10 protein-coding genes and 1 pseudogene are annotated in these 12058 nt (G+C 45.5%); 7 read left to right on the forward strand and 4 right to left on the reverse strand.

The annotated features are described in order from the left end of the window. Positions 1-7 precede the first annotated feature (7 nt). On the forward strand, positions 8-667 hold the full coding sequence (locus tag D7V92_RS03840; protein ID WP_008773450.1) for a DUF5715 family protein: 660 nt from the start codon (positions 8-10) through the stop codon (positions 665-667). On the opposite strand, the gene D7V92_RS03845 is transcribed toward D7V92_RS03840, so the two are convergent. After that, on the reverse strand, positions 648-1175 hold the full coding sequence (locus D7V92_RS03845; RefSeq protein ID WP_005864731.1) for an O-acetyl-ADP-ribose deacetylase: 528 nt from the start codon (positions 1173-1175) through the stop codon (positions 648-650). The two genes, D7V92_RS03840 and D7V92_RS03845, sit on opposite strands and share 20 nt — an antisense overlap. A gap of 334 nt (positions 1176-1509) precedes the next feature. On the opposite strand from D7V92_RS03845, the gene D7V92_RS03850 reads away from it, so the two are divergent. From D7V92_RS03850 to D7V92_RS03865, 4 genes and pseudogenes are all read left to right on the forward strand, one after another. Beyond that, positions 1510-1881 (forward strand): DUF2141 domain-containing protein, encoded by a 372-nt coding sequence (locus D7V92_RS03850; RefSeq protein WP_008773449.1) that lies wholly within the window; start codon positions 1510-1512, stop codon positions 1879-1881. 4 nt (positions 1882-1885) lie between these two features. Next, positions 1886-4263, forward strand: a pseudogene (locus D7V92_RS03855) (outer membrane beta-barrel protein). 18 nt (positions 4264-4281) lie between these two features. Continuing rightward, positions 4282-4911, forward strand: coding sequence for a hypothetical protein (locus tag D7V92_RS03860; protein WP_005864737.1), 630 nt, complete (start codon positions 4282-4284; stop codon positions 4909-4911). Beyond that, positions 4896-5180, forward strand: coding sequence for a transcriptional regulator (locus D7V92_RS03865; protein ID WP_005864739.1), 285 nt, complete (start codon positions 4896-4898; stop codon positions 5178-5180). Before D7V92_RS03860 ends, D7V92_RS03865 begins: the two co-directional genes overlap by 16 nt. 162 nt (positions 5181-5342) lie before the next feature. Here D7V92_RS03865 and ilvA read toward each other — a convergent pair whose 3' ends face one another. After that, positions 5343-6542 (reverse strand): threonine ammonia-lyase, encoded by a 1200-nt coding sequence (gene ilvA, locus D7V92_RS03870; RefSeq protein WP_008773447.1) that lies wholly within the window; start codon positions 6540-6542, stop codon positions 5343-5345. 97 nt (positions 6543-6639) lie between these two features. Between ilvA and D7V92_RS03875 the strand changes: the two genes are divergently transcribed. Next, entirely contained in the window at positions 6640-6999 is a 360-nt protein-coding gene (locus tag D7V92_RS03875; protein ID WP_005854641.1) for a thioredoxin domain-containing protein, read from the forward strand. Between the two features lie 70 nt (positions 7000-7069). On the opposite strand, the gene D7V92_RS03880 is transcribed toward D7V92_RS03875, so the two are convergent. Next, on the reverse strand, positions 7070-8380 hold the full coding sequence (locus D7V92_RS03880) for an anaerobic C4-dicarboxylate transporter family protein (protein ID WP_121772302.1): 1311 nt from the start codon (positions 8378-8380) through the stop codon (positions 7070-7072). 87 nt (positions 8381-8467) lie between these two features. On the opposite strand from D7V92_RS03880, the gene galB reads away from it, so the two are divergent. Continuing rightward, positions 8468-10972, forward strand: a complete 2505-nt coding sequence (gene galB, locus D7V92_RS03885; protein WP_121772303.1) for a beta-galactosidase GalB — start codon at positions 8468-8470, stop codon at positions 10970-10972. Positions 10973-11066: 94 nt separating this feature from the next. Here galB and D7V92_RS03890 read toward each other — a convergent pair whose 3' ends face one another. Then, positions 11067-11909, reverse strand: a complete 843-nt coding sequence (locus tag D7V92_RS03890) for a PepSY-like domain-containing protein (RefSeq protein WP_005864747.1) — start codon at positions 11907-11909, stop codon at positions 11067-11069. Positions 11910-12058: the final 149 nt, after the last annotated feature.

The following is a 12058-nucleotide window of genomic DNA, read 5'->3' on the forward strand; positions in this document are numbered from 1 at the left end:
GAAGGTAATGAAGATGAAGACTGTGTTTAATGTGATGTTGTTGCTGGTCGTGATCGTGTCGGCGACGGCTTTTTCTTCTTGTAAGGAGAAAAGAGGTGAATTGAAGAAGATTTGGTACAATGGAAGCTATAATCGTGATTTTAATGATTTGAATGACGTTCATTTGTCCGTCGCGAAGAAGATCGGCATAGAGCCTGTCTCTTCGAGGGAAGGAGCGGAGCACGCCTCCCGGGATATGGTGGAGATCAAGACGAATGACTATTACGAGGTAGAGGAGTTGACGCACTCTATTCCGTATTTGGTGCCGGAAGCCGCTAATCTGCTGGAGGATATCGGGAAAAACTTCCAAGACTCATTGAAAAACTTGAATGCTTCCATCTATAAAATAAAGGTAACCAGTGTAACCCGTACGGTTGCCGATGTCAAGAAATTGAGAAAAAGGAATACGAACTCTTCTCTCAACTCTGCCCACCAATACGGAACTACGTTCGATGTATCATGGGTACGCTATACTAAGATAGATGAGAAAGATACCTTAAATATTGATAAGGACCGCTTGAAAATGGTGCTTGCCTCCGTGCTTCGTGATTTGCGCAGGGCGGATCGTTGCTATATCAAGCACGAACGCAAGCAAGGGTGTTTCCACATTACGGCTCGTGAGTTGTAATTTGTTCCAGCGCTTTCGTATAAACCGATTTGTCGTATCCGGAGAAACAGCACATCGTGACTTGCTGGATTTCCGGATTCTCTTTTAGGAAGGTATCGATCGTGCGGATCGCTATCTGTGCAGCCTCCTCGATAGGATAGCCATATACGCCGGTGCTTATTGATGGGAAAGCGATTGTTCTCAGTCTGTTCTCTTTCGCCAATCGCAAGGAGTTTCGATAACAATTTTCCAGTAGCTCCGGCTCTCCGTGTTGTCCGTTTCGGTAGATGGGACCGACGGTGTGTATGACATGACGGGCTTTCAATCGATAACCTTTCGTTATCTTCGCCTCTCCGGTCGGGCATCCTTGTAAAGTCCGGCATTCGTCAAGGAGTTCCGGACCGGCGGCCCAATGGATGGCACCGTCTACGCCGCCACCTCCCAATAAGCTATTGTTCGCGGCATTTACGATGGCGTCTACATCCAATGTCGTAATATCTGCTTGTATAGCAATTATTCGTTCGTTCATATCTTTAGTTATTTGTATGTTGGTCCTGTTCATATATATTCTAAATGTGCGCAATATAGCGAAAAAGTTGCTTTGTTTCAAACTTAAAATGGTTGTTTTGAAAGCATGTACGTGTTTTCTAGGAGGGTTAGTGGGGGATTTTGGCTGTATTTTGCAGAGTCAAATTTTTATTGGAATATTTTATAATATTATTTGGTTTATAAAATAAACTTGTCTATATTTGCGATGTGCAAAGAGTGATGCGCAGCTCCTTTGCATTTTTTTATCCATGGATGGTTTATAAAATAAACTTGTTTGCAGTAACAGTGATAATAATTAAGAGGAGGATACTAAAATGAGACGAGTTTTATTCATATTATCTTTATTCATGTTGGTATGTGGTTGCATAGAGGCACGTACTATTATTGTAGAGATTGGAAATATACGTGGTAACCATGGGAATATCCTAGTTATGGCTCAGTCAGGAAAAGATACCAAGCCTGTTTATGGCATGGCGAAGTCTGAGAAAGGAAAGGTTACGATCCGGCTGGAAAACGTGGATTGGGAAAAGTTTGATCTGTCCGTATTCCATGACGAGAACGAGAATTGGCAAATGGATATGCTGGAAGGAAAAGGGCCTGCGGAAGGATATGTGTTGAAAAGTTGCGAGGTGAAGGATGAGGAAGCGACTTTCAAATTAAAACTGTATTATCCGGTAAATCAATAGAGCCATGGTACGGTTTTTACTACTATGGCTCTGGATTTTGGCGATAGGCGGGGGTAGTGCCCAAAAGATCTCGGGACAAACGGTTTATAAAGCCCATGTTTCCGATGCGGAGGGAAATGCCGTGGAATATGCGATCGCTGTGCTTTTATCGGGAGAAAAACAGGTAGGGGGTGCCGTGGCCAATAGTGATGGCGATTTTAGCATGGAGGCGGAGGCTGGGAAGTATAGGCTTGTTGTTCAATGCCTCGGATACGAGCCTTTACGGAAAGAGCTGATCTTGCCGATAAAACGGCGGGATTCCTTGATTCTAGATCTATCGAACCATGTTCTGAGGGAAGTCGTTGTTCAAGCGAAGAATATCGAGCGGAAGGCGGACCGCTTTATCATGTCGGTCATGCCATCTGCCGGAAAGGATGGTACGGAATTATTATCACAGGCACCGGGTGTCTGGCTCTCGGATGAAACTATCTCGATAAATGGGGCGCAAGGAACGAAGGTGTTTGTGGATGATCGTGAGATTCGTTTAACGGGAGAGGAACTACTGGCTTATTTGCGGTCTTTGAAATCGGAGGATATAAAAAGGATTGAGGTAATACCGATCGCGGGAGTTGAGTATGAGGCCTCAACTAAGGGTGGAGTGATCAAGATCTCATTGCGGCGACATCCGGATAACGGTATGCAAGGATATGTATCTTTAGGTACGTCATTGTCTCCATCTTTACAAGGGTATATTCCATCGGCGTCCGTAAATGCACGTGTCGGGAAATGGAGCTTGAATGGAGCGGTATCGGGTACTTTTACTCCCCGGGATAAAGGAGAGATGAACTCCAACAGGGAATACGGAACGGTGGGGAATAAGTTTGTGTCTCAATCTTTGTATGATACGGATTCCAAATATGGGAATGGACGTGTCGGGGCTATTTTCGAGATCGATTCGCTGAATAGTGTCGGAGCTGAGATCGAATATATCAATCAAGCTTCGGACGGAACATCTTGGAGTCAAACGGATTTAGTAAAGAACTCTTATCCTATGAAGAGTACGGGGAATTATCGACAGAAGGATGATTATAACACGTTTTCCGCTACGGTCAATTACTTACGTAAAATGGATGAACGAGGCTCGATATTTAAGGTCATAGCCGATTTCGTAAATAAGCGATCAACCGGGGATAATCTCCATACGATCCGTTATGAACAATCTAATTGGAGCCGTGATACGGTTTACCGGAGTCATGCGGCGGCGGATTATGATATGGCGACAACCGATATTTCTTTCCAAAAGAATTTGCGTGAAAAAATGTCTTTGAAAATCGGGGCTAAATATACCTATACGTTGATGGATGATCATTCCTTGTACGAGGGTTTAAACTCTAGTGGGAGTTGGATTCCTAATGAGGAATATGGATATACCTTGAGATATAATGAAAACATTGTAGGAGCTTACGCCTCTTTCTCTGCGGCGATCAAGAACTGGTCGTTCGTTGCGGGGGTACTTGCGGAATATTCCAAGACGTCGGATAGAAGTGAGGATTTTAGTCGGGATTATCTGGATCTTTTTCCGAACTTGAACGTGACCTATGCGTTCGATCCCATCAAGAGGTGGATGCTGGTCGGGCAATATGCTCGTAATATCGAACGTCCTCCGTTCTATACCTTGAATCCGAATCGTATACAGAGTTCGGACTATAGCTACCAGATCGGGAATCCCTATCTGCGTCCTACTTATATCAATCGTTTCAGTGTAACGTTGGTTTATAATTATCGTTATACGGTGACTGTAGGAGGAAACTTGCACCACGACTTGATCCGGGAGTTCTGTAAACAAGATGTGGTGAATCCCGATGTATCCTATATCACGTATGAAAATCACGATCGGGAAAACCATTGGTTTGTAGCGGTCAGCTTGCCGTATCAACCCTTTACTTGGTGTAACTTGACAGGGAATTTCATAGGCGTACGGCAGGATATCCGGATGACGGAATTGTCTTCTTTCTCGTCTCATTATTTAGGGTTTGCCAATGCGATCGCTACCTTTACGTTGCCGGCAGGTTTTACGGTGGAGGCCCGGTATAGTGGAACGAGCCGGCTTATTCCGGTAATAGCGAGGTCGCCCCCCGGCATACGGTTGGAGTAATGGCGAGGAAGAAACTCTTGAATGATAAGCTATTGTTGGCAGTTTCAGTCGATAATATCTTTAACCAAGCCAATGAGTACGCCAGTACGTTGGATGTTTATCGAACATCATCCCGTTATGAAAACGGACTTACTGGAAGGGTCTTTAAGGTTGCGTTGACATGGAATTTCAATAGCGGAAAGAAAGTAAGGAAGAGTAAGATTGAGATAGGTTCCGGTTCCGAACGGAGTCGCTTGAATGAAAAATAACATAAAATAAATACAATTATGGAAGATAGAAAATTATCAGAAAAAGAAAGTCTGGATATTATCACTCAGATGATTAACTCCAGTAAGCGAAACATGAAAGTAGGGAGTGGCAATGTGTTACTTTATTGGGGATATTTTACTGTGCTCTTATCGGTCGTGATATCATCCTTGATATTGTGTACTCAAAATTATATTTGGTCTTGGGGATGGATGCTCATGTTTGCTGTCGGACCAGTTATTTCATATAAGCAAAGAGGTTGTGAGCCAGCCGTGGTGACTTATACGGACAAGACGATCTCCAAGGTATGGCAAGTGTTTGGCTGTATGTTTGGACTGACGTTCGTCTTGATCGCGGTATTTTGTGCGCTTTATGGGCAATCCGTCAATTTTATATTGATGCTTCCTTTATCGTTATTATATTGTGGATTAGGGGTATCTATAAATGGTATTATCTTGCGGGAGAAATGGATGATTTACTCTCCGGTGGTTGCTTTCGTTTTAGTTATCCACATGCTGATGAGTTTGATAAATCATGATCCTGTCACGGTTTTATGGTATTTGTATTTTGGCCTTTCATTTGTGGTAATGATGATTATTCCCGGGCATATTCTTAATAATAAAGCTAAAAAACAATGTTTAAAGAATTAGATCCTTTATTGCATTCCCAACTCCGGCTAGCGGTGATGTCCATTTTACTATCGGTGGAGGAGGCGGAGTTTGTCTATATCAAGGAGAAGACGAGCGCTACCGCAGGAAATCTCAGCGTCCAATTGGACAAACTTAATGAAGCTGGTTATATCGAGATCGAGAAGGGGTTTGCCGGGAAGAAGCCCCGAACGGTTTGCCGGATCACAGACAAAGGACGCTTGGCGATGGAGGAGTATGTGAATACATTAAGACAATATATTAATATTTAGCTTGTGCCATTCTTAGGGCACGCTTGTGCCACCGTGATGGCACAGCTATGCCATAAGGATGGCACAAGTGTGCCACTAGGATGGCACGGCTGTGCCACGCCTATGGAAAGTAGTGGCACAGTAATGGTTTGCCAATCAATTGTATGCTTAGGGGCGAATTGTTTATCCTTCCACTATCTTATATCCCGAAACGGTGAGTAATTGCCGGATCTCATTAATCTGCTGTTGATTCCTTGTTTCCATCTCCAACCGCAGATAACAGCCATTGATATCAGCCGTATGGCTGACACGCTCGTGATATACGGATACTACGTTAGCGCCGGTAGAGGCAATGATTTCAGATACGTGCTGTAGTTGTCCGGGTTTGTCTACCAATTCGATCGTCATGGAACAAGAGCGGCCGGATTTCTGCAAACCACGTCCGATTACCCGGGAAAGGATATTCACGTCGATATTTCCGCCGGAAATCAAACAGATTACTTTTTTCCCTTTGATGGGTACTTTATTAAACATGGCGGCGGCCACGGCTACGGCACCCGCCCCTTCGGCGATTAATTTATGTTGCTCGATCAACGCGAGGATAGCGGTGGAAATCTCATCGTCTGTCACGGATACGATCTCGTCCACATATTGCTGGCAAAGATCGAAAGTATGTATTCCCGGTTCTTTTACGGCGATACCGTCGGCTATGGTACGGACACCTTCGAGGCGTTCGATTTTCCCATGCTCGATAGAGTTTAACATGCTGGGCGCTCCTTTGGCTTGCACTCCGTAAACTCTGATATTCGGGTTCAAGTTCTTGATGGCATAGGCGACTCCGGAGATCAGCCCACCCCCTCCGATCGGAATGATTACGGCCTCTACTTCCGGGAGTTGTTCCAATAACTCCAAACCGATGGTCCCTTGTCCGGCGATCACATCCTCATCATCAAACGGATGGATAAATGTGTATCCTTTCTCATCCTTCAATTGTAAAGCCTTGTTATAGGCGTCATCGTAAACACCTTCGACAAGGCATACATCTGCCCCATAAGATTTAGTAGCCTCGACTTTAGAGATAGGAGCGTTATCGGGTAAGCAGATTAAGGACTTGATACCATGAGCGGTAGCCGCTAATGCCACACCTTGGGCATGGTTTCCCGCCGAGCAAGCCACTACGCCATGCGATTTCTCTTCTTCCGTAAGCTGGGCGATCTTGAAACAAGCGCCGCGCACTTTAAACGATCCGGTTACTTGTAAGTTCTCTGGTTTTAGGAAAATATGGGATTCCGGATTGATATTGGGAGCGCTGATTAAATCAGTGCGTCTGATGACTGTCTTCAAGGCATATGATGCCTGATAAATTTTATCAAGTGTGAGCATTCTGTCTGTTGTTAAAACGATGCCGCAAAAGTATAAAAAATACCGCAACCTATTCATACTTATCTTTGTTATATTATAAATCAAAATATAGAGAAGTATGGTAGTGATCGATTTAACGAAAGATGGTTTTATCGCCAATGTCGGTGATTTTGAGGCGAATCCCAAAGATTGGAAATATATAGGAAGTCGTCCTTGCCTCATAGATTTTCACGCTCCTTGGTGCGGTTATTGCAAACGCTTAAGCCCTATATTGGATGAGTTTGCCAAAGAATTTGATGGGAAGATTTATATTTATAAGGTGGATGTAGATCAAGAGGAGGCACTCGAGACAGCCTTTAATATCCGAACGATTCCCACTTTGATGTTTTGCCCGCTAGACGGCCCCCGTGAGATGATGATCGGCACGATGGGAAAACTGGAGTTAAAGCAGTTGATTCAGGAAAAATTGTTGAAGTAATATAATATGATATATGGTGTGGGGTGTAGAGACGTAGCGTGTATGCTGCGTCTCTATTTTTGCTTTCTTATTATATGAATTGAATGAATAGTAACCCCAATCCTACAGAAACCCCGGTCGCTATCAATCCCGGCATCATGAAAGAATGGTTCAAGATGTATTTACCGATGCGGGTCGTGCCTGTACGATCGAAGTTGATGGCGGCTACGACTGTCGGGTAGTTTGGGATGAAGAAATAACCGTTTACGGCGGGGAATAAAGCGATCAACATATAGGGTGAGATTCCCAATGCGATCCCTAGCGGCAATAACGCACGAATGGTAGCCGCTTGGCTAAATAATAAAATGGACATTACGAAAAGGGCCAATCCGAATAACCAAGGCATCTGTGTAACTATATGCTCGATAGATCCCTTTAATTCAGTCATATTGCCGGCGATAAATGTATCTCCCATCCAAGCGATACCGAAGATCGCTACCACCGCTTGCATGCCTGCGGAAAAAACGGAACCCTGTGCGGCCTTGATACCATCTGTTTTTGTAAATAATAAGATGAAAGCGGAGGCTGTCAACATTAATACCTCAATAATATGTGACATCTGCATCGAGACCTTTTCCGTGCCGACGGTAAAGACCGGACGTAGGGACTCCATAGAACCAAAAATAACGATCGCTATCGTAGCGAGAACAAATATAGAGACCGATAAGGCCGCTTTTATTTGGTTTTCAACGCCTTTCGCCTCGTAATGCTTCGTGCTGAACTCATGGTTCGCTACCCGCTTTAAGTATTCCGAATCTTGATCCAATTCTTTACCAACCCTTAAAGAATAGATCGCTCCCGCCAATACCCCCAATAAGGTACAAGGAACAGATATCATAAGGATATTCATCAAGGAAATATGATATCCGGATAACATACTAAGCATGGCTACCGTAGCCGCCGATATCGGACTGGCCGTAATAGCCTGCTGGGAAGCGATCACGGCGATCGCCATCGGACGTTCGGGACGGATCTTCGTTTCCGTAGCGACCTCGGCGATTACCGGAAGGACCGAATAAGCCACATGCCCCGTTCCGGCTATGAAGGTAAACAAATAGGTGACGAACGGGCTTAATATCGTGATTCGTTGAGGATTCTTGCGAAGCAATTTCTCCGCCCACTTAACCATCAGATCAAGTCCGCCAGCGGCTTGCATACAACTAGCTGCCGCTATTACGGCAACGATCATAAGCATGACATCGATAGGAGGGGAAGTGGGCTGGAGCCCGAATCCAAAGGTGAGTATACCGAGTCCGAGACCTCCTAACACGCCTAATCCGATACCACCGATACGGGCACCTATGATGATGGCTATTAAAACGAAAGCTAATTGTAACAACATGCTGTGCAATTCTTTTGATTTAGTTTGTATTGGAGACAAAAATACTTATTTTTGTTCCGCTATGAATAACAAAAACACAAAAAACGAATGAAAAGAACAAGTTTCGCTATTTTGATCGGTTTGTTTTGCCTTTTCCCTGCGCTTTTCTCGCAAGTACGCAGTGAGTTCCTGTTGGAAAAGAATTGGAAGTTCACCCGGGAAGACCGCCCGGAGTTTATCAATCCTACTTTCAATGATAGTAAGTGGCAATCGGTGACCGTTCCGCATGATTGGGCGATTTACGGCCCTTTCAGCTCTCAGAATGATAAGCAAGAGGTCGCTATCGCCCAAGACGGACAAACGGAGGCCATGGAACATGCCGGCCGAACCGGAGGTTTGCCTTTCGTGGGAGTCGGCTGGTACCGGACCGAGTTTGAGGTTCCTCAATTTACGGATGGGAAGCGTGCCACGATCCTGTTCGACGGTGCGATGAGCCATGCCAAGGTCTACGTGAACGGGCAAGAGGTTGGATATTGGCCGTATGGCTATAATTCTTTCTATTTCGATATCACGAAACAGCTCATCCCGGGGAAAAAGAACACCTTGGCGGTTCGCCTTGAGAACTTGCCGGAATCCTCCCGTTGGTATCCGGGAGCGGGACTATATAGGAATGTACATGTAATCGTGACGGAAAACGCCTATATCCCGGTCTGGGGAACTTATATTACGACCCCGACCGCCACGAAGGAATTTGCGAAAGTCAATGTACAGACGAAAATCGTACTGCCGGAAGGGGCCGATGCCAGCAAGTATAGCGTGAAAACCAGTGTATGGAATCCGAACGGGCAAAAGTTGACGGAGCAGACTATGCCTCTCTCACAGATTAAGTACAATGATAATAGCCTCTCCCAAGAGTTTATCATCCAGACCCCGACTTTATGGTCGCCGGATATGCCTGCCTTGTATTCTGCGGAGACTCGTCTCTATGAGGGCGATCAACTGAAAGATCTCTATACGACCCCATTCGGTATCCGTTCGATCGAGATCATTCCGAATAAAGGATTTTTCTTGAATGGTGAGAAGACGGTATTCAAAGGCGTTTGTAATCACCATGACTTAGGCCCGTTAGGGGCTGCCGTCAATGATGCCGCTATCCGTCGTCAGATCCGGATCTTGAAGGACATGGGATGCAACGCTATCCGTACTTCCCATAATATGCCGGCTCCCGAGTTGGTAAAGGCTTGCGATGAGATGGGTATGATGTTGATGGCAGAGAGCTTCGACGAATGGAACAAGGCGAAATGCGCGAACGGCTATAATTTGATTTTCGACGAATGGGTGGAGAAAGACCTCGTGAATTTGGTACATCATTACCGGAATAACCCGAGCGTCGTGATGTGGTGCGTCGGTAACGAGGTGCCTAACCAATGGGATGAGAGCGGTTGTAAGATCTCCAAGTTCTTACAGGATATCTGCCATCGGGAAGACCCGACTCGTCCGGTGACGCAAGGTATGGATGCCCCGGATGCCGTCGTGAATAATAATATGGCGGCGGTAATGGATGTGGCGGGATTTAATTATCGTCCATTCCGTTATCAGGTGAATTACCAGAAATTACCCCAAGGGATAATCTTGGGAAGCGAGACTGCCTCCACGGTTAGCTCACGAGGGGTGTATAAATTCCCGGTAGAGCGTAAGGCGATGGCTGTCTATGAGGATCACCAAAGTTCCTCGTACGACGTGGAGCATTGCAGCTGGTCTAATCTGCCGGAAGACGATTTTATCCAGCATGAGGACCTTCCGTATTGTATCGGGGAATTCGTATGGACTGGATTTGATTATCTGGGCGAGCCTACTCCTTATTATACGAATTGGCCAAGCCATAGCTCCTTGTTCGGTATTATCGATTTGGCGGGTATCCCCAAGGATCGTTACTATCTATACCGTAGTCATTGGAACAAAAGCGCCAAGACATTGCATATCCTGCCGCATTGGACATGGCCGGGACGTGAGGGCGAGGTGACACCCGTATTCGTTTATACCAATTATCCTTCCGCCGAATTGTTTATCAACGGAAAGAGCCAAGGGAAACGTACGAAAGATCTAAGCATCGGTATCGATAGTAGTTATACCGAAGCGGCTCAAAAGAGTTTCGAGCGCCAGAAACGATATCGTTTGATGTGGATGGATACCAAATACGAGCCGGGAACTTTGAAGGTGGTCGCTTATGACAAGGAGGGTAACGCTGTGGCCGAGGAGGAGGTTCATACCGCAGGGAAGCCGCATCATATTGAGTTATCCGCCGATCGTAACCAATTGACGGCTGACGGAAAAGACCTTTCTTTCATCAATGTTAGAGTCGTAGACAAGAACGGGAACCTTTGTCCGGATGATACCCGACAGATCCAGTTTAAGGTTCGTGGTGCCGGAGCCTACCGTGCGGCGGCAAATGGAAATAGCGCCAGTCTGGAACTCTTCCATCTTCCGGAAATGAAACTGTTTAGCGGGCAACTTACCGCTATCGTGCAGACGGCCGAGGAACCGGGAACGATCTATTTCGAGGCTTCCGCACCGGGAGTAAAAGGGGCGACCTTGGAATTGATCAGTAAATAAGCTTGATTATCATATAACGCAAACCGCGCGATTCAAGTCCGGAGACGGCTGTGAATCGCGCGGTTTGTTATCAGTTGGATGTTGTTTCCGCTCTTTATTCAGGCTTCACGATATTCCCGAATACATCAAAGGTAATCGTCTCGTCCTGCCCGTTATGTGAAACCTTGAATAGGTAGAAGGTGCCATTGGCATTCAATAACGTATATATGGACTGTACCTTGTCGCTAGCGTAAGCGGAGGATTCGAAGCCTTGCATCACGATCTGCGGAACCTCTTGCTCGGACATGGCCCATGTGGTACTTTGCCACCTGTAATCCTTATTCAATTGCGCCACTTTATAAATCTGGTTATCGATCATATCCAACTCGTAACCTAGGCTGTTCTGTTGGATATCCAGCAACTCGGCGTTGGCGAAAGTGATCTCCATCAGGTTGCTGACCTCTTTCGGGATAACGATCGGTGCGTCATTATTGATCTCATCGTCCACGGCTTTGATCAGGTTTCCATACTGTGAATAATACAGGTCTACTTCGCTATTGGACTGCTCTGCCTCGATCTTGTAAACGATTCCCATATTTAGGCGATTGATGGCGTACGTGTCATCCACGGTCCAATTTGAGTAAAAGCCTTGTTTGAAGGCGGTGGATACCGCTGCCGGTAATTGGGCGAAAGAGATGTCTATCTTTTCCATCATCCATACGCCTTGATCCGTGAACCAAGCGGTTGTCTCGGAGCCTTCATTATTGAAATCTACCACATAATAGTTACCTTCGATCTCAAAAACAGGGTTCTTGGCATCGGGATATTTCTCTTGGAAAGCGTTCTCTACCGGGGGGAGAGGGATAATACCTTGATGATCATCATCATTTTTGCTACAGCCAGAGAAAAAGAGAGTCAGACCGGCTATACATGTGAATAGGATAAGTCTTGTGTTCATACATTTTGCGTTTATAAGTTTTGGGCATAGAACAACAGGCCTATCGGAAAAGTTTTGAGCGAAACCGAACACAGTGTCCGAAATCGAACAGTACTAAAAATGGATATTCTCATAGAATCAGTTACTTACGTTTTTGGCACGGGGTTTGC

The sequence above is a fragment of the Parabacteroides sp. CH2-D42-20 genome (assembly GCF_003670185.1).
GTDB classification, from domain to species: Bacteria; Bacteroidota; Bacteroidia; order Bacteroidales; family Tannerellaceae; genus Parabacteroides; species Parabacteroides distasonis.

Bases quoted from the DNA above. Each gene is read 5' to 3' on its own strand.
- D7V92_RS03865 (WP_005864739.1), top strand. From the start codon at position 4,896: ATGTTTAAAGAATTAGATCCTTTATTGCATTCCCAACTCCGGCTAGCG.
- D7V92_RS03850 (WP_008773449.1), top strand. From the start codon at position 1,510: ATGAGACGAGTTTTATTCATATTATCTTTATTCATGTTGGTATGTGGT.
- D7V92_RS03845 (WP_005864731.1), bottom strand. From the start codon at position 1,175: ATGAACGAACGAATAATTGCTATACAAGCAGATATTACGACATTGGAT.
- D7V92_RS03860 (WP_005864737.1), top strand. From the start codon at position 4,282: ATGGAAGATAGAAAATTATCAGAAAAAGAAAGTCTGGATATTATCACT.
- D7V92_RS03890 (WP_005864747.1), bottom strand. From the start codon at position 11,909: ATGAACACAAGACTTATCCTATTCACATGTATAGCCGGTCTGACTCTC.
- D7V92_RS03840 (WP_008773450.1), top strand. From the start codon at position 8: ATGAAGATGAAGACTGTGTTTAATGTGATGTTGTTGCTGGTCGTGATC.
- D7V92_RS03880 (WP_121772302.1), bottom strand. From the start codon at position 8,380: ATGTTGTTACAATTAGCTTTCGTTTTAATAGCCATCATCATAGGTGCC.
- ilvA (WP_008773447.1), bottom strand. From the start codon at position 6,542: ATGCTCACACTTGATAAAATTTATCAGGCATCATATGCCTTGAAGACA.
- D7V92_RS03875 (WP_005854641.1), top strand. From the start codon at position 6,640: ATGGTAGTGATCGATTTAACGAAAGATGGTTTTATCGCCAATGTCGGT.
- galB (WP_121772303.1), top strand. From the start codon at position 8,468: ATGAAAAGAACAAGTTTCGCTATTTTGATCGGTTTGTTTTGCCTTTTC.